The organism is Bradyrhizobium sp. STM 3843 (assembly GCF_000239815.1).
GTDB lineage: Bacteria > Pseudomonadota > Alphaproteobacteria > Rhizobiales > Xanthobacteraceae > Bradyrhizobium.
In genome coordinates this window covers 1-17,231 of sequence record NZ_CAFK01000057.1, presented here as the reverse complement: position 1 = coordinate 17,231, position 17,231 = coordinate 1, and the positions used below count along the sequence as shown (strand labels likewise).

The 17,231-nt window shown below is 64.8% G+C and carries 13 protein-coding genes and 1 pseudogene; 9 read left to right on the top strand and 5 right to left on the bottom strand.

Going from position 1 to position 17,231, the window contains the following annotated elements; translation table 11 throughout:
• Window positions 1-702: pseudogene (locus BRAS3843_RS08500) on the bottom strand (hypothetical protein); the annotation flags it as partial.
• Between the two features lie 139 nt (window positions 703-841).
• Window positions 842-1,912, bottom strand: a complete 1,071-nt coding sequence (locus tag BRAS3843_RS08495; RefSeq protein ID WP_008968418.1) for a phospholipase — start codon at window positions 1,910-1,912, stop codon at window positions 842-844.
• A 328-nt stretch (window positions 1,913-2,240) separates the two neighbouring features.
• On the opposite strand from BRAS3843_RS08495, the gene BRAS3843_RS08490 reads away from it, so the two are divergent.
• Window positions 2,241-4,181, top strand: coding sequence for a calcium-binding protein (locus BRAS3843_RS08490; RefSeq protein ID WP_008968417.1), 1,941 nt, complete (start codon window positions 2,241-2,243; stop codon window positions 4,179-4,181).
• A 67-nt stretch (window positions 4,182-4,248) separates the two neighbouring features.
• On the opposite strand, the gene BRAS3843_RS08485 is transcribed toward BRAS3843_RS08490, so the two are convergent.
• Window positions 4,249-5,220 (bottom strand): S1C family serine protease, encoded by a 972-nt coding sequence (locus BRAS3843_RS08485; protein WP_008968416.1) that lies wholly within the window; start codon window positions 5,218-5,220, stop codon window positions 4,249-4,251.
• 504 nt (window positions 5,221-5,724) lie between these two features.
• Between BRAS3843_RS08485 and BRAS3843_RS08480 the strand changes: the two genes are divergently transcribed.
• Together BRAS3843_RS08480 and BRAS3843_RS08475 are read left to right on the top strand one after the other, a co-directional pair.
• Window positions 5,725-7,563 (top strand): ABC transporter ATP-binding protein, encoded by a 1,839-nt coding sequence (locus BRAS3843_RS08480; RefSeq protein WP_008968415.1) that lies wholly within the window; start codon window positions 5,725-5,727, stop codon window positions 7,561-7,563.
• 63 nt (window positions 7,564-7,626) lie between these two features.
• Entirely contained in the window at window positions 7,627-9,432 is a 1,806-nt protein-coding gene (locus BRAS3843_RS08475; protein WP_008968414.1) for an ABC transporter ATP-binding protein/permease, read from the top strand.
• Between the two features lie 134 nt (window positions 9,433-9,566).
• Here BRAS3843_RS08475 and BRAS3843_RS08470 read toward each other — a convergent pair whose 3' ends face one another.
• Window positions 9,567-11,084, bottom strand: a complete 1,518-nt coding sequence (locus BRAS3843_RS08470; protein WP_008968413.1) for an AMP-binding protein — start codon at window positions 11,082-11,084, stop codon at window positions 9,567-9,569.
• Between the two features lie 163 nt (window positions 11,085-11,247).
• Here BRAS3843_RS08470 and BRAS3843_RS08465 point away from each other — a divergent pair, with 163 nt between their 5' ends.
• Both BRAS3843_RS08465 and BRAS3843_RS08460 read left to right on the top strand, forming a co-directional pair.
• Window positions 11,248-11,676: a hypothetical protein gene (locus BRAS3843_RS08465; protein ID WP_008968412.1), complete on the top strand. Its 429-nt coding sequence runs from the start codon at window positions 11,248-11,250 to the stop codon at window positions 11,674-11,676.
• A 105-nt stretch (window positions 11,677-11,781) separates the two neighbouring features.
• Window positions 11,782-12,186, top strand: a complete 405-nt coding sequence (locus tag BRAS3843_RS08460; protein WP_008968411.1) for a four-helix bundle copper-binding protein — start codon at window positions 11,782-11,784, stop codon at window positions 12,184-12,186.
• A 90-nt stretch (window positions 12,187-12,276) separates the two neighbouring features.
• On the opposite strand, the gene BRAS3843_RS08455 is transcribed toward BRAS3843_RS08460, so the two are convergent.
• On the bottom strand, window positions 12,277-12,447 hold the full coding sequence (locus BRAS3843_RS08455) for a Flp family type IVb pilin (protein WP_035981150.1): 171 nt from the start codon (window positions 12,445-12,447) through the stop codon (window positions 12,277-12,279).
• A gap of 358 nt (window positions 12,448-12,805) precedes the next feature.
• Between BRAS3843_RS08455 and BRAS3843_RS08450 the strand changes: the two genes are divergently transcribed.
• The 4 genes from BRAS3843_RS08450 to BRAS3843_RS08435 form a co-directional block, all read left to right on the top strand.
• Window positions 12,806-14,323: a DASS family sodium-coupled anion symporter gene (locus tag BRAS3843_RS08450; protein ID WP_008968409.1), complete on the top strand. Its 1,518-nt coding sequence runs from the start codon at window positions 12,806-12,808 to the stop codon at window positions 14,321-14,323.
• 12 nt (window positions 14,324-14,335) lie between these two features.
• The gene (gene frdA, locus BRAS3843_RS08445; protein WP_008968408.1) at window positions 14,336-16,117 is read left to right on the top strand and encodes a fumarate reductase (quinol) flavoprotein subunit; all 1,782 of its coding nucleotides are present in this window, start codon (window positions 14,336-14,338) and stop codon (window positions 16,115-16,117) included.
• Entirely contained in the window at window positions 16,110-16,868 is a 759-nt protein-coding gene (locus tag BRAS3843_RS08440) for a succinate dehydrogenase/fumarate reductase iron-sulfur subunit (RefSeq protein WP_008968407.1), read from the top strand. Before frdA ends, BRAS3843_RS08440 begins: the two co-directional genes overlap by 8 nt.
• Window positions 16,865-17,231: fumarate reductase (locus BRAS3843_RS08435; protein WP_050886389.1), on the top strand; the 367-nt coding region annotated here is incomplete at its 3' end. The genes BRAS3843_RS08440 and BRAS3843_RS08435, both read left to right, overlap by 4 nt.

The following is a 17,231-nucleotide window of genomic DNA, read 5'->3' as shown; positions in this document are numbered from 1 at the left end:
GGAGATCATTTCACGCATCTTGGCGAGACTCTTGGTGCCCTGCTCGTAGAGCGCCGAGACGCGCTTGGCCGAGTCCTGGACCTGCTGGCCGAGACCGTCGAGCTGGGTCGACATCTGGCTCAAGAGCTGGACGACGGTCCCCGAGCCGGCGGTGCCCGTCAGCGATCCCGCGCGTTCGGAGTCCGCCAGCTTGGCAAAGCGCGATGAGGCAAGCTGGATGTCGGGCAGCAGCCCTTGCGCCGCGATCGCATTGGTGTTGGCCTGGTCAAGATCGCGTGTGTAGTTTTGCACGGTGATCGCGAGATGTTGCTGGATTGCCGCCGCGCCGGCGAGGGCGGATGCATTCAGCCAGGACGACATCGCGACGATCATCAGCGAACCCAGCAGCATGCATGCGGCCATCAGGCCGCGGCCGATACTATTGGTGAGATGCGGCATGAACTGCATCATGAACACCCAGAAGGTGTAGATGCCGACCGAGACCGCCATCGAATAGATCACAGCGGCGAAGAAGACCGTGGTCGGACTGCCGTTCAACAGCTCGCGGACACCGAGATAGGTGTAGACGCCGGCAGCAAGCGCCAGGATGGCTGTTGTAAGCTTGAGGATGACTTCGAGGCGCTGCACCCCGTTGACGAGCACGACAGAAGTGGGGGAGCGGGCAAGCGAGAGCGGGGACACAGGGGCGGACGGCACGGGCATGAACAATCCTCGGCGGCGTCACGGCCGCCTCAAGCGTTGCCCCCGCTGTTCGGCTGAGCTTTCATCAATGCGGAAATAATCCGACGAGATTATGTCGATTGGGTTGCCGATCCGCAATATGGGCGACGACACGGACGGATCATTTGCTGTTGATCCACCCGAGAAGCTCCCCGTTGATCTCCCGCGGATAGCAATGGCTGAGATCGTTGATCTCGCGATACGTGACGTCGGCGCCGGCGTGAGCGAGCGCTTCGTCGGCATGCCGCGCGATCTCGACTGGGAACATCCAATCGAGCCGGCCATGCACGATATGGATCGGCAGTCCGTGCAGGCGGTCGCGATCCGCGAGTTCCGCCATCAACGGGTGAAAGGTGGCGGCGACCGGCGCCAGATGGGTGAAGGGCGAGGATCGTTCCAGCCCGCTGACATAGCAGAAGGTGCCGCCATCGCTCATCCCGGTCAGCAGCATGCGGCTGGCATCGACGTTGAAGCGGGTGCGGACGATCTCGAGAATGCGCGTAAGATTGGGCGTATCGGTGTCCTCGCCCATCAAGGCCCAGGTTCGCCCGGTCGCGGTCGGCGCGACCAGGATTGCGCCGAAGCTTCTCGCGTCGCGCACCCAGCTCCACAGGAAATCGCGCCCATGGCCGTGGCCGCCATGGAGCGCCATCACCAGCGGCCAGGTCCGATCGCGCGCGTAATATTCGGGGACGTAGAGCGAGAAGCCGCCGCGCTCGCCGCGTTCATTGTGATCGTGGAACACGCCGGTATTCGCTGCCGGCGGTTGAGCAAGGCGTTGGGTGAGCGCGTCATCGTCGCGCACATCGGGGACCAGGAAGAAGTCGCTCACCGGAGGCAGCGCGCCGGCCAACGGATAGAGCGCCTCCAGCGCGCGGGGCATGTGGCGAAGCGCGCGGAACACAGCCACGAAATCGCCCTGGCCCTGCTGGACCGCGCGCAAGCCGGCGAATGCGGCGAGCGCCGCGTCGCTTGCTGCATCGAACGCAGTCCGGATATGGGCGAAGTCCGCCGGCCAATTAGTGAGCTGCGCTCGCGCGGCCTGCAGCATCTGATCCGGCGACCCGACGTCGGCCATGACGCGATCGAAGTCCGGTGGGTTCAGGTAGCGCGCGACATAGGAGAGCGCTTGGAGCGACTGCAACAAAGGTGGCAGCACCGCCACGATGTCGTCCACCACCGCTTCGCTCATGTTGCTCTCCTCATGGTTTGCCGGACGATGCAATTATATTGGGAACTGCAGGCGACCAGACGGCCCCGACCGCCGCACCAAAGCGAGTACAAAGTACGCTTGATCGTGCGCGCGACCTGGTCGGTCGATGAGGCTTTGCCAGCATCGCGTGTAGCCATGCTGGCCGTCAGGTCACGCCGGAGCATCTTCTGCCTCTCGCCCGGCCGTGACGATTGACAAAGAATAGACGAGATAAGCTGTTTAGAGAAGCGATGGCACAGCGTGGCGCTCCACACGGGGATTTGTCCATGCTTGGGGGAAAATCTGCCGCCAAGGGGGGATCGACATCATGACACAGCAGCCGTCGGCCGCGTTGATCAACGCCGTCCTTGCCATGGACGTGTACAACAGGGGCGTCAATCCGGCGCTGGTCGTCAATTTCGAGCAGATCGGCAGCTACGAACTGATTGCGGGGAGCGTGACGTCGGCTCCGGACAATTTCGAGGCCGCGACCTATCAGCTCGTCGGCGATCCCTCAACCCGGATCATCTCGTTTCGCGGAACGGACAGCCTGGCCGACGTTCCGGCGTGGCTCGGTGGCGCCGGCCTCACCGGCTGGCCGACGCAATTCCCGGATGCCGAGGCCTACTACAAGGCCTGGGCGACGACATCGAACGTCTCGCTGACCGGACATTCGCTCGGCGGCGGCCTCGCCGGCTATATCGGAGCCCTGTACGACAAGCCCGCCTATGCGTTCGACGCGATGCCGTTCGAGTTCGCCGCCGAAGTCCGCTACGATCAGCTGCACGGTTTCTGGGGCGCGCTGACCTCGAATCCCGTCCCGCGCTATTCCGATATCCACATGGTGTCCGTCTCCGGCGAGGTGCTGCAATATGTGCGGGACGCCGCACCTATCGTGGAGGCGCCGCTGGCACTCCTGCAGCTCGGTCCAGTCGACGGCGCGATCGCGATCGCCCATGCGGCGGTCGGCATCGCATCGGAAAGCGACAGCGTGCTCGGCTCCGGGACCAATCTCGGGCTCGATCCGGTCAGCCTGCATTCGATCGCGCTGCTGACCATGATGCAGTGGGCGAGCGACAACGGCCTTTCCGATTGGAAGAAGGCGGCCGCGGCGCTGCTGGCACCGCTCCAGGATGATGCGATCGCGTCCGCGGTCGGCGTTCCCGCGGCCAGCGCTGCCACCGGAGAGGGCTCGCCCTCCGCCAAGATGAAGGACATGATCGCCTATTCGACGGTGACCGATGCGAGCGGTTATGGCGACACCGCGGTGCAGGCGCTGTTCCACGGCGGTGATGCGTTTGCGGACGCCGTCAGCGCGAGCTCGGCCGCGAGCTATCTGAAGGCCGCCGGCGTGCAGACCGCGATCGCCGATATCGTGGTGGAATATTCCGCGCTGCTGGCGCAGAACCATGACGAGGTGACGGGGGCAACCCCCGGCGTCATCGGCCACGAACACGGCGTGATCTACGACGACTTGGCGGCGAATCTGCTGGTCGCGGATTTCTCGCCGGAGCTGTGGCAGCGCGCCGACACCGGAACGGCCGTCGATATCATTGGCAAGACTGCGCTGATCGATGCCATCGCAACCGCCGATGGCGAGAATGCAGGGCTGATCGATAGCGCGATCACGACGTTGTGGGGCGGGCAAACCGGCAATCTCGACTGGCTCAGCGCGGCGCTGAGCGATGCCGCGACCACGGTTGCTTTGGACGCCGTGCCAGGCGTGACCATCGCTGCGTCCGCCGGCGCGCTGCTGGTGGCGGGCGCCGGCAACGACACGCTGCTCGGAACCGGCAACAACGATCTGCTGATTGGAGGCGCTGGGGCCGACAAGCTCGACGGTGGTGCCGGCACCAACATTCTGGTGGGTGGGGCCAACGCCTCCTACCTCTACCAGACCGGCGATGGCAGCGATCTCATCATCAATGGCACCGCGTCGCAATCGACGCCGACCGGCACGCTCGATTTCGGCAACGCCGCTTCGGCCAATTCCCTGTGGTTCGTGAAATCGGGCAATGACCTGCAGATCGACATCCTGGGCACTCATCAGCAGGTGACGATTGCCGATTGGTTCCTGGGCGGCTCCTATCAGCTGCAGGAGATCAAGGCCGGCGGGCTGGAGATCGATAGCAAGGTGTCGCAGCTGGTGCAGGCGATGTCGGCCTATGCGCAGGCCCATCCAGGCTTCGATCCGACCGTCGCTTCACAGATGCCGTCAGATGCGCAATTGCACGAGATCATCGCCGGCACTTGGCACCTCAACGCCTGACGACCAAGGTCGGATCGCGCGACGCGGCGCTTGAACGCTGCGGCTGCTCCCGGCCTGCCGCTCCGCTTCAGTGCAGGCGCGGGCCCTTGAGCAGCTTGGCGCGGTCGGTCGAGGTGACCGTGACGTCAAAGGTCACGCCCTCATGATGCACCGTCAGCGGCACGTCGACGCCGGCGCTGCCGAGCGCCCAGAGCTTGCGGTAGAACTCGCTCTGCCCGGTGATCTTGTCGCCGTTGATGCCGAGGATCACGTCGCCGGCCTTCAGCTCGGCGCGCGCGGCCGGACCATTGGTAGAGACCCCGATGATGACCACGCGGCCATCGATCTCGGTGGAATACATGCCGAGCCAGGGACGCGCCGGCTTGTTGACGCGGCCGAAGCGGCGCAGATCGTCGAGGACAGGCTTGAGCAGGTCGATCGGCACGATCATGTTGACATGCTCGGACCTGCTGTCGCGTTCACGCTCGAGTTGCAGCGAGCCGATGCCGATCAATTCGCCCTTCGCGGAGATCAGCCCGGTGCCACCCCAATTGGGATGCGCCGGATGGGTGAAGATGGCTTCGTCCAGGAGATATTCCCAATAGCCGGCGAATTCCTGCTTGGCGATGATCTGGCTGGCCACCGAGCGGGTGCGGCCGCCTGCGCCGCCAAGCACGACCTGCTCGCCGATCCGGGTCGCTGCTGAAGAACCGAATGGCAGCGGATCGAGATCGAGCCGGCCGAGCGCCTGCACCAGTCCGAAGCCGGTGGTGAAGTCGAAGCCGAGGACATGGCCTTCGATGACGCGGCCATCATTGAGATGCAGCCAGACGCTCTCGGCCTCGGTAATCAGGTAACCGATGGTCAGCACCAGCCCGTCATCGATCACCACGGCATTGCCGGCCCGCTCGGTGCCGAGCGTCTCGGCGCTGAACGCGTCGGGCGGGATGATGGCATGCAGGCCGACGACCGAGGCCAGCACGCGGTCGAGATCGAAATTGTAATCGCCCGCACGAGGCTGGAACGCGAACGGCACCTTCCATTCGGTCAAAGAGGGCATTCTTGAGTCTCCCGCTCCATCGGCGTGCATCTTGCGCCGATCAAGTCTCTGTTTGGCGATTGCGAAGGCCGCGGCAAGAGCCAGCTTAACACCTTTGGCTGCAGCGGTTCCAGCTCTCTGCTGTCGCTGCACCCTGCTGATGATGGTCGGATACGCTGCTGCCTGGCCATCTGCGGCCGAGCAGGGAACGCCTTTGTTTGGTCAAAGCTCCATCGAAATCCTCAACCGTCGCCATCCAATGGACTGGCAGGCGCAGGCCGCGATCGCGCGAGGCCCGCGATCGGCTGCCGGTTGCAATCATATCCTCCGGAACCGGCATTTTCACTTGCGATTGTCGGAAGTGGGGAGCGCAGTGGAGAGACGCAATCGAGAGACCCAATCGAGAGATTTGGGCCTTCCGTTGGCTCCAAGGATCCACGGTGCGGAGTGGGGAGGCGATCATGAGCGCGGCGCGACGGCGCGTGCGCGCTGAATGATCACCCGGAAGCATACGAGGTGCCAGCCATGGCCGAGGCATCAGCCTTTAGCTCCAACTCCGAGGCCGCAGGCAAGACGCTGGCGCGGCTGCGGCGGCTGCATGCCGCGGTGCGCTTCGCGCTGCCGCAGCGACATGCGATCCTGCTGATCGTCATGCTGGTGCTGGCGGTGGCCGGTATCAACGCGTTCGAGCCCCTGGTGCTCAAGGGCGTGTTCGACCAGCTCACTGGGCCGGAACATGCGGGTGCCATTCTGGCCGGCATCCTGCTGCTGCTCGGCTTTGCGGTGACCCGGGAGATGATGGATGGCTTCGCCAACTGGCTGACCTGGCGCACCCGCATCGGCCTGCAATATGCGCTGCTGGAGGCAACCATCGGCAAGCTGCACCGGATGCCGCTGCGCATCCAGCGCAGCGAAGGTATCGGCGCCATCATGACCCGGCTCGATCGCAGCATCCAGGGGTTCACCAGCGCGGTGACCGCGATCCTGTTCAGCATCATGCCTTCCGTGATCTTTCTCCTGATCGCGGTGGTGATCATGCTGCGGCTGGAATGGCGGCTCGCGCTGCTCGTGCTCATGTTCGCACCGGTGCCGGCGCTGATCGCGGCCCGCGCCGGCCCCGAACAGATGCAGCGCGAGCGCACGCTGCTCGACCGCTGGGCCAAGATCTATTCGCGCTTCAACGAGGTGCTGTCCGGCATCGTGATCGTGCGCAGCTTCGCCATGGAGGACGCCGAGAAGGCGCGCTTCCTGCGCGACGTCGATGCGGCGAACAAGGTCGTCATCCATGGCGTTGCCGTCGACGCCGGCTACGCATCGGCCAGCAATCTGGTGGTGGCGTTGGCGCGGCTCGGCGGGCTTGCGCTGGGTGCTTACTTCGTCGTGCAGGGCGACATCACGGTCGGGACCGTGGTCGCCTTTCTCGGCTATATCGGCGGCCTGTTCGGCCCGGTGCAGGGCTTGAGCGGGGTCTATTCCAGCCTGCGCAAGGCCTCGGTCTCGCTCGACGAGATCTTCGGCATCCTCAATGTGCAGGAGCATCTCGGCGACAGTCCGGATGCTGTCGAACTCACCGACGTCAAGGGCGCCGTCAGTTTCGAGAATGTGCATTTCCGTTACGAGCAGCCGCAGCGTCCGCTGCTCGATGGTGTCACCCTGCAGGCCGTGCCCGGCGAGACCATCGCCATCGTCGGACCCAGCGGCTCCGGCAAGACCACGCTGATGGCGCTGCTGATGCGCTTCTACGATCCGGTGGAGGGCCGGATCACGATCGATGGACGTGACCTGCGCGAGATCAAACAGAGCTCCTTGCGCCGGCATATCGGCGTGGTGCTGCAGGACCCGCTGCTGTTCAACGACAGCATCAAGGCCAACATCGCCTATGGCCGGCCTGAGGCAACCGACGAGGAGATCCAGGCGGCGGCGAAGGCGGCCTATGCGCATGACTTCGTCATGCGGCTGCCGGACGGCTACGACGCCATGGTCGGCGAGCGCGGCGCGCTGCTGTCGGTCGGTGAGCGGCAGCGCATCACCATTGCCCGCGCGCTGCTGAAGAACCCGCCGATCCTGGTGCTGGACGAGGCGACCTCGGCGCTGGACGCGGAATCGGAGGAGGCCGTGCAGACCGCGATCGAGCAGCTCGTCGCGGCACGCACCACCTTCGTGATCGCGCACCGGCTCTCGACCGTGGTCAATGCCGACCGCATCATCGTGCTGAAGGAAGGACGTATCATCGAGAGCGGGCGCCACACCGAGTTGATGCGCCAGAACGGCTATTATGCCTCGCTGGTGCGGCGCCAGCACCGCGGGCTGATCGACAATGATGTCGATCCGTCCGCGATCCTGGCGCCGCGAAGCCTGGAATAGGGAACTTCGCTGCCGCCGGGACGTTTCATTCTGCTTGCGTCGGGAAAGCGAGGGGGGCGGGTGATGAGCCGGATCAGCCTGGGATCGTCGAGCAGGTCTGCCGCGAAGGCCGCCCCATCCCGCCTCCAGCGCTTCCTGCGTAGCGGAGCCAGCTATTGGAGCGGCAGCACCGCAGGTCAGGCTTGGCTCGTGACCGTGAGCCTCATCGCCGTCGTGTTCGTCAGCCTCGGCATCACCTACAGCCTCAATCTGTGGAACCGGCATTTCTACGACGCGCTCGAAGCCAGAAACGGCGCTGTCGCACTCCATCAGGCGGTGTTGTTTCCGCTCCTGGTCGGGCTCTATCTCGCGCTCTGCGTCTTTGCGATGTGGGCTCGGATGACGATGCAGCGGAGCTGGCGTGCGCGGCTCAATGCCGATCTGGTACGGCGATGGCTTGCGATGAACCGCTTCTACAAACTCGAGCTTGTCGGCGGCGATCACAAGAACCCAGAGCATCGCATCAACGACGACTTACGGATCGCGACCGAGATGCCGGTCGATTTCGTCACCGGCTTCGTCACCTCGCTGCTGTCGGCGGCGACCTTCATCGCGGTGCTGTGGCATGTCGGGGGTGCCTTAAGCTTCGAGGCGGGCGGCCGTGCGTTCACCATTCCAGGTTATTTGGTCATCGCCGCGGTCGTCTATGCGCTGATCGCCAACGGCGCGATGCTGGCGATCGCCTTTCGCTTCATTCCGCTCACCGAGCAGAAGAACCAGGCCGAAGCCGAGTACCGCTACGCGCTGACCCGCGTGCGCGAGAATGCCGAGAGCATCGCGCTGCTCGGTGGCGCGCCGGCGGAAGATAACCGATTGAGCGAGAATTTCAGCCATGTCGTCGCGCGCTGGCGCAATCTGATGGTGCAGCACATGCGCGCGGTGGTCGTCTCCCAGGGCAGCGCGCAGCTCTGCGGCGTGGTGCCGGTCCTCTTGTGCACGCCGCGCTATTTCGATGGTTCGATGAGCCTGGGCGCGATCATGCAAGTGGCGTCCGCCTTCACCATCGTGCAGGGCGCGCTCAGCTGGTTCATGGAGAACTACACGCGGCTTGCAGACTGGACCGCGTCCGCACGCCGCGTCGGCGTGTTGATGCTGGCGCTCGATGTCGCAGAGGCCGACGAGCAAACAGCAGGCATTGCGCGGCAGCAGGAGGGGGACGCGGCGCTCCGCCTGCACGATCTGCGCGTATCACTCCATGACGGACGGCCGATCCTGCGCCGCGCCAGTGCGGCGATTCGGCGTGGCGAGCGGGTGCTCATCACCGGGGAGTCCGGGACCGGCAAGAGCTCGCTGGTGCGTGCCATCGCCGGCTGCTGGCCTTGGGGACGGGGCCGAATCGTGACTGCTGCGGACCAGCGCGTCCTGGTGATCCCACAACGGCCCTATGTCCCCTCGGGCAGCCTGCGCGATGCCGTCAGCTATCCGTTCGGGGCTCGCGACGTGGCCAGCGAGCAGGTCGCTTGCGCGCTCGCCACAGTTGGCCTCGGCCCATTCCTGCCCAAGCTTGACGAGGTCGCGGCCTGGGACAAGATCCTGTCCGAAGGCGAGAAGCAGCGGCTCGCGATCGCGCGGCTCCTGCTGCAGCGGCCCGATCTCATCGCGCTCGACGAGGCCACGTCCGCACTGCATGTCGAAGGCCAGGCCGAGCTGATGGACGCGATCGCGCGTGAGCTGCCGGACGCCACCATCGTCAGCGTCGGTCACCGGCCGGAGCTCGAAGCCTTTCACGATCGCAAGCTGACGATCGCGCGGCGCGTGGGTGGCGCGGTGATCGTCTCCGACACCCCGCTGACGCCGGGCGCCGCCGTGGGTGAATTGCGCGTCGGCTGAGGAGCCTAGAGCGCAATGGCATTGGGTCGAATCGCCATCGCGCTCCTGTTTTTTTGATTGAGCATGATCTCCGCGCAAACGCGTTCCGCGTTTGTCGCGAGGGAAAACCGCTTCGCACTTTTCCGGATCATGCTCTACCCGGCCTCCGCCCCTGCGCGCGCTGGCATGATGCGGAAGTCGCAGCCCTCCTTCAGCCAGGTGGCGCGCTCGTCGCGCAGCAGGGTGCGGCGGACCTTGCCGGAATCGTCACGCAGCATCATGTTCACGATCTCGTAGCTTTCCGGATGCTTGTAGCGGCTGAGCCGGTCGGCGAGGAAGCCGCTCATGCCGTCGACGATCGCCTGTGCATCCGCACGCTCGTCGAGTTCAACGATTGCATGCACGCGCTGGCCGAGCTCGGGATCGGGCAGGCCGACCACGACACAGGAGCGGATGTCCGGATGCGCCATCAGCGCCGCCTCGACCTCGGCCGGATAGATGTTGGCGCCGCCGCGCAGCACCATGTCGGCCAGCCGGTCGCCGAGATAGAGATAACCCTCCTCGTCGAGCCGCCCGATGTCGCCGAGCGACTCCCAGCCGTCCGGCCGCCGCTTCGGCTCGGCCCCGAGATAATGATAGGTGCAGCCGGGCCCGTCATCGGGAAGGAAGTAGATTTCGCCGCTCTCGCCAGGCGCGACGTCCTTGCCGTCAGGCCCGATGATGCGCAGCTTGCAGGAGTCGTCGATTTTGCCGACCGAACCTCTGTGCTTCAGCCATTCGGTGCCGGAGATCACGGTGCGGCCTTGGCGTTCGGTGCCGCCATAGAGCTCGTAGATCTTCTCCGGACCGACCCACTCGATCCATTTCTCCTTCAGCCAGGGCGGCATCGGCGCGGCCATGTGGAACACGATCTTGAGGCTGGAGACGTCATACGAGTTACGCACTGACTCCGGCAGCGCCCAGATCCGGTGCATCATGGTCGGCACGAAATTGACCCATTGGATGCGCTCGGCCTGGATCAGGCGCAAGCTTTCCTCCGCATCGAACTTCACCATGCCCGTGAGCCGGCCGCCGGCGAACAGCCCGTAGTGTGACACGATGAACGGCGCGTTGTGATAGAGCGGACCCGGATTGAGCAGCGAGACGTCTTTCGGGATCCCGAGCGGTGGCTCGGCCGCGGTGTCGGTCACCGCCGGCTGATGGTCGAGGATCACCTTGGGCCGGCCGGTCGATCCGCCCGAGGTCATCGCCTTCCAATAGCGTGCGACCGGCGCGGTCAGCTGCTCCTCGGAGAAGCCTTCGGGCACGAAAGTCGCGGGCAGCGAATTCGGCGCATTCCAGTCGGCTTCGCCGCCGACCACGAGCGAGGGTTGCAGGATCTCGAGCACGGCGGCGGCCTCGCCGCGCGGCAGCCGCCAGGACAGCGAGGTCGGCGTTGCGCCGCACTTCCACACCGCAAAGCTGGTCTCGAAGAACGCGTTTCCGTTGGGCAGACCGATCGCGACGAAGTCGCCGGGCCTGACGCCCTTGGCCATGAACGCGCGGGCGCGAGCGTTGGCGCGGCGCTCGAGCTGCTCCCAGGTCAGCGCCTCAGTGCCGTGCCGGATCGCTATCGTATCCTTCGGCTTGCGCTCGGCATACCAGCGCGGCACATCCGCCAAGGGAATCAGCATGGTTCCTCCACTATCCGGCCTCTGTTGTTATATCTTGCGACGAAGCTGAGCGCTCCACCACCAGCTCGCGCGGCCGTTACGATGGCAATCTACCTGCCATATCGATGACACCGCAATGCCCTTAGCTGTCGACAGGGGGCGCCAGCAATAGAGGAGACCAGGCATGGACGGGGCATGGGACTACCAGATCCGGATCGATCTCGACGACGCGCTCGCGGACATCGCGCGCCGCGACCCGCATGACTCGGCGATCAAGCCGCTCATGGACATCCTCGCCGCGCATCACGCGGTGTTGAAATGCCAGTTCGATGCCTTCGCCGACTACGTGGCCGAGGCCGAACAGCAGGGCGTCGCGAATTATCCGCTCTATGCCTGGACCAAGGCGACGATCGAAAATCCCGACAAGCGAACGAAGTACCTCAAGTCTTTCACGCTCTATGTCGACGGCAACGAGGTCTATGCCGGTCGTCTCGCAGATGCGCTGGAGGCGGATCTGCAGCCGCTGGTCGCCGCAGGCCTGATCAAGCAGCTGACGAAATACGACACCAATCCTGCGAACAACCCGCAGCCGCCCGCGCAGTATCGCCAATAGCCATAGGCGGGCGAGCGTCGTATCGTTGCACACCTGCGAATCAAGTCGAACCTTTGGCGTCGGCAATCATTGAAGCGGCGGGGGCCTAGCTGATGGGAGTTCCCTATGCACGCTCAAGAGATGATCTCCAGCCATCCGCATGTCCGCGGCCAGACCAATGACGCGCTGATCCGCTGCATCGAAGAGTGCTATTCCTGCGCCCAGACCTGCACTTCCTGCGCCGACGCCTGCCTTGCCGAGGACATGGTGAAGTCGCTGACGCAGTGCATCCGGCTCGATCTCGATTGCGCCGACATCTGCAACATCACGGGACGGATCGCGACGCGGCGCACCGGGTCGGACCAGGAGGTGATCCGCCGCATGCTGGACACCTGCGCTGCGGCCTGCCGCCTCTGCGCCGAGGAATGCGACAAGCACGCGCAGATGCACGAGCATTGCCGGATCTGCGCCGATGCCTGCCGTCGTTGCATGAGCGCCTGCGAAGAGGCCGGGCGCAGCATGGCGCATTGATGCGTCGCGGGCAGGCCGGCGCATATGCCCCGGCCTGTCCGAACACGACATTGCCAGGTCCTGAAACGGATTTGCAGATAATTTAATCGATCAACTGGGGCCGAGCAGGTTGGTCAGCGACGTGAAGATGCCGACCAACGTCAGGCCAAGCTTGTTCATGATCGCGATCAGCGCGAGCGCGATCCCGCACGCGATCAAGCCATATTCGATCGCGGTTGCGCCGGATTCATCGCGCAAGAACCGCAAAAGCAGTGACTTCATGAGCTTCCCGCCAATTCCTGTGTGAACGAACAAGCCGTCCTCTTGTTCGGGCGCCAGAATGCCCGTGAAAAACCTAAGGTAGTATAAACACCGGGACTGCAAGTTTTTCCATGTGCGCAAAAAATGCGCAAATTGCGAGCGCCGTGCACGCCCATGTCGTTGCGACATATCCCTGTGCAACTCACGTGAGGTGCTCACAACAACAAGCGGCAACTACGTTCTGAAAACTGCGCAAGCATCACAGCCGTGTGACATTTTGCGATGGCCTCCTCCGTCTTGAGGCAAGTCAAGCGGCGCCCGTCATTGCCGTGCAGATTTGTGCCTGTCCGCAATGCCTCACGCGAGAACGGGACGTAGGATGAACTTCCACTCGGCTGCCTTTTTGTTCGAGCAATCGCGCCAAGACGGCGCAGGTCTGTTTCCTCACTTCAATCGACGTATCGCAGCCGCCGCAATTCCGCTGGCGGTCGGCGTCGCGATGGCGTTGCTGCCGCCACCCGCCGGCCTCGCGCAATACAGCTGGTGGTACCTCGCGCTGTTCGTCACCGTCATCATCGGCTTGATCACGGAGCCCATCCCCGCGGCTGCCGTCGGCTTTCTCGGCGTCACGATCGGGGCCGTGCTTGGGCGCTACATTCTCTTTTCTCCCGCGCAGCTCGCATCGACGAACCCGACCAGCGCTGCCATCAACTGGGCTCTGTCCGGCTTCTCCAATGCGACGGTCTGGCTGATCTTCGCCGCCTTCGTGTTCTCGCTCGGTTACGAGAAGACGGGACTCGGCAAGCGTCTCTCGCTGCTCTTGCTGTCCCGGCTCGGCGGACGGACGTTGACGCTGGGCTACGCCGTGATGCTCGCCGATCTCATCCTCGCGCCATTCATGCCGTCGAACACTGCCCGCAGCGGCGGCACGATCTTTCCGATCATAAAGAACATCCCGGGCTTCTATCAGTCGCGGCCGAACGACCCGTCGTCGCGCCGGATCGGCGGCTACCTGATGTGGACCGCGATCGCCTCGACCTGCGTGACGTCATCGATGTTCTTGACGGCGCTCGCGCCCAACGTGCTCGCGATCGAACTCGTGCGCAAGACCGTGCATGTCGAGCTTGGCTGGATGCAGTGGTTCTTGGCCTTTCTCCCGGTGGGCCTCGTGCTGCTGCTGACCACGCCGCTGCTTGCCTATGTCCTGTACCCGCCGGAATTGAAGGAAAGCCCCCAGGTGCCGGAATGGGCGCGCCAGGAGCTGACGGCAATGGGCAAGTTGTCCGGGCACGAGATCACGCTTCTGGTCCTGGTGCTGCTGGCGCTGGGACTGTGGATATTCGGCACCGCCGTGCTCGATCCCACGACCGTCGCATTGCTCGTGGTCAGCCTGCTCGTCGTCACCGGCTGCGTCACCTGGAGCGACGTGCTGGACGACAAGCCGGCCTTCAACACGCTGATCTGGTTCGGCACCTTGGTGCCGCTGGCGAGCGGGCTCGCGCAGACCGGCTTCGTCGCATGGCTGGCTGGCCTGGTCGGTCCGATGCTGGCAACGATGTCGCCGATCGCGGGATTGGTGGGGCTGATCCTCCTCTTCTTCCTCCTGCATTATCTGTTCGCGTCGACGACCGCGCACACCACTGCGCTGCTGCCGCTGATGCTGACCGTGGCAACCAAGATCCCCGGCCTGTCGATCACCACCTCGGCGCTGGCGCTCGCGCTCAGCCTCGGGATCATGGGCATCATCACACCCTACGGCACCGGTCCGAGCCCGGTCTATGCCGGCAGTGGCTTTCTTCCGGGACGCGACTACTGGCGGCTCGGCGCGATCTTCGGCGCCTATTTCCTGGCGGTCTTCCTGCTGGTCGGCGTGCCGAGCCTGATGTTTCTGAGCTGAGAAGGAAAGACGATGGAGCATTTTGACGCCGATATCCTGATCCTTGGTGCCGGCGGCGCTGGATTGCGGGCGGCGATCGCCGCCGCAGAGGCTGCGCCGGAGATGACGATCGCGCTGGTCTCGAAGGTCTACCCGATGCGCAGCCACACCGTGGCGGCCGAAGGTGGTTCGGCCGGCGTGGTCAGGCCGAACGACAGCCTCGACAATCACTTCAACGACACCGTCGAAGGCGGCGACTGGCTCTGTGAGCAGGACGTGGTCGACTATTTCGTCGGCCACTGCACGCGCGAGATGATCCAGCTCGAGCATTGGGGCTGTCCCTGGAGCCGGCTGCCGGATGGCCATGTCAACGTCCGCAAGTTCGGCGGCATGAAGATCGAGCGCACCTGGTTCGCGGCCGACCGAAGCGGCTTCCACATCCTGCACACCCTGTTTCAGACTTCGACCAAGTATCCGCAGATCCGGCGCTTCGACGAATTTTTCTGCGTCGACCTGATCGTGGACGACGGCCGTGTTCAGGGCGCCGTGGTGCTGTCGATGGCGAGCGGCGAGTTCACGGCGATCACGGCGCGGGCCGTGGTGATCGCCACCGGCGGTGCCGGCCGCGTGTTTCGCCAGAACACCAATGGCGGCATCGTGACCGGCGACGGCATGGCGCTGGCTTATCGCCACGGCGTGCCGCTGCGTGACATGGAGTTCGTTCAATATCACCCGACCTGCCTGCCGGGCACCGGCATCCTGATCACCGAGGGGTGCCGGGGCGAGGGCGCGCTGCTCGTCAACAAGGACAACTACCGCTACCTGCAGGATTACGGCCTCGGCCCGGTGACGCCGGAGCCGCGCAACAAGTTCATGGAGCTCGGTCCACGCGACCGGCTGAGCCAGGCGTTCTGGCATGAGGAGCGCAAGGGCCGCACTGTCACCACGCCGCAGGGCGAGGCGGTGCTGCTCGACCTGCGCCATCTCGGCCGCGCGAAATTGCAGGAGCGTCTGCCGCTGATCTGCGAGTTGGCGCAGCACTTCGCCGGCATCGACGCTGCGACCACGCCGATCCCGGTGCGTCCCGCCGTGCACTACACGATGGGTGGCATTCTGGTCGACATCAACACCGCCTCGCCGCTGCCCGGCCTGTTCGCCGCCGGCGAATGTTCCAGCGTCGGCATTCATGGTGCCAACCGGCTGGGATCGAATTCGCTGGCCGAGCTGACCGTGTTCGGTCGCGTCGCCGGCGAGCAGGCGGCCGCCTTCGCGCGCCAGGCGCCCGCGGCCAAGGCCGGTGATCCGGCCAAGGCGGCCGAAGCCAAGGCGCTCGCGCTGCTACAGAGCCACGGCGGCGGCGAGCGCCACGCCGCGCTGCGGGTCGAGATGGCGGTCAGCATGGAGAAGGGCTGCGGCATCTATCGCCTGGGCGACGAGATGCTGGAGACCTGCAACACGCTGGCCACGTTGAAGCAGCGCTATCAGGCGCTCACGCTGGAAGATCGCTCGCGGGCCTGGAACACCGACTGGATCTCGGCCATCGAGCTCGGCTTCCAGCTCGAGGTCGCCGAAGCGATGGCGCATGCGGCGCTTGCGCGCAAGGAGTCGCGAGGCGCGCATCAGCGGCTCGACGGCTTCGAGGCGCGCGACGATGTGAACTTCCTCAGCCACAGCCTGGCTCACTACCAGGACGACGCTGCGCCGCGCATCAGCACGATGCCCGTCAAGATCACGCGTTCGCCCCCCGGACAGCGCGCCTACGGCGCGCTCGGCGAACAACTCGAAGCCGCCCGCAAAGAGACGACCCATGCCTGAGACCAGATCTGACAAGACGATCGAGCTGCGCGTGCTGCGCTATTGTCCATCCAAGGATGCCGAGCCCTCCTTCCAATCCTTCCAGGTGCACTACACCGATGACATGTCGGTGCTGCAAGGGCTGCAGCAGATCAAGGCGGAGCTCGACGGCAGCCTTGCCTTCCGCTGGTCATGCCGGATGGCGGTGTGCGGCAGCTGCGGCATGATGGTCAACGGCGCGCCGATGCTTGCCTGCAACACCTTCCTGCGCGAGCTTGCGCCCGGCCCGGTCACGCTGGAGCCGCTGCAGAATTTTCCGATCGAGCGCGACCTCATCGTCACCGTGGGCGACTTCGTCAAGAAGATCGAGAGCATCTATCCCTACATCATGCCAAGGCAGCCGAAGACGGTAGAGCAGGGCACCTATCTGCAGACGCCGGCCGAGATGCAGGAATACGCCTCCTTCGCCGACTGCATCAACTGCATGCTGTGCTACGCCGCCTGTCCGCAGTTCGGCGCCAATCCCGATTTCATCGGCCCGGGCGCGATGGCGCTGCTGCAGCGCTACAACGGCGATTCGCGTGACGGCGGCCAGCAGGCGCGGCTCGATCAGATCCGTGGCGAGGATGGTGTATGGTCCTGCACCGCCGTCGGCCTGTGCTCCGAGGTCTGCCCCAAGCAGGTCGATCCCGCCAATGCCGTCAATCAGAACAAGAGCAAGAGTGCGCTCGACTTCTTCCTGAGCCGCCTGCGCACGGAGAACGTGACATGAGCGAACGACGTCCGTATCTGCGGCCTCAGCCGCGCGACTGGTGGGCGCATCCGCCTTACCGCGCCTACACGATCCGCGAGCTCTGCGGCGTCGCGCTTGCGCTCTATGCGGCGATCCTGCTCGCCGGGCTGATCTGCCTCGCGCGTGGCCCGGAGGCGTACGAGGCATTCCGCCGCTTTCTGGCAAGCCCGGTGTCGCTGGTGCTGCATCTCGCGCTGTTTGCGGCCGCGCTCTGGCACATGTGGACCTGGTTTCAGATCCTGCCGAAGACGCTGCCCAAGCTGGTCTGGCACGGAAAGCTGGTTCGCCAGCAACTGATCACCACGGTCGCCACGGTGCTGGCCGCTGGCTGCTCGGTGGTCC

Excerpts from the sequence above, each read along its gene's own strand:
- BRAS3843_RS08485 (WP_008968416.1), bottom strand. The coding sequence starts at position 5,220 with ATGCCCTCTTTGACCGAATGGAAGGTGCCGTTCGCGTTCCAGCCTCGT.
- BRAS3843_RS08460 (WP_008968411.1), top strand. The coding sequence starts at position 11,782 with ATGCACGCTCAAGAGATGATCTCCAGCCATCCGCATGTCCGCGGCCAG.
- BRAS3843_RS08455 (WP_035981150.1), bottom strand. The coding sequence starts at position 12,447 with ATGAAGTCACTGCTTTTGCGGTTCTTGCGCGATGAATCCGGCGCAACC.
- BRAS3843_RS08495 (WP_008968418.1), bottom strand. The coding sequence starts at position 1,912 with ATGAGCGAAGCGGTGGTGGACGACATCGTGGCGGTGCTGCCACCTTTG.
- BRAS3843_RS08475 (WP_008968414.1), top strand. The coding sequence starts at position 7,627 with ATGAGCCGGATCAGCCTGGGATCGTCGAGCAGGTCTGCCGCGAAGGCC.
- BRAS3843_RS08490 (WP_008968417.1), top strand. The coding sequence starts at position 2,241 with ATGACACAGCAGCCGTCGGCCGCGTTGATCAACGCCGTCCTTGCCATG.
- BRAS3843_RS08465 (WP_008968412.1), top strand. The coding sequence starts at position 11,248 with ATGGACGGGGCATGGGACTACCAGATCCGGATCGATCTCGACGACGCG.
- BRAS3843_RS08450 (WP_008968409.1), top strand. The coding sequence starts at position 12,806 with ATGAACTTCCACTCGGCTGCCTTTTTGTTCGAGCAATCGCGCCAAGAC.
- BRAS3843_RS08480 (WP_008968415.1), top strand. The coding sequence starts at position 5,725 with ATGGCCGAGGCATCAGCCTTTAGCTCCAACTCCGAGGCCGCAGGCAAG.
- frdA (WP_008968408.1), top strand. The coding sequence starts at position 14,336 with ATGGAGCATTTTGACGCCGATATCCTGATCCTTGGTGCCGGCGGCGCT.
- BRAS3843_RS08470 (WP_008968413.1), bottom strand. The coding sequence starts at position 11,084 with ATGCTGATTCCCTTGGCGGATGTGCCGCGCTGGTATGCCGAGCGCAAG.
- BRAS3843_RS08440 (WP_008968407.1), top strand. The coding sequence starts at position 16,110 with ATGCCTGAGACCAGATCTGACAAGACGATCGAGCTGCGCGTGCTGCGC.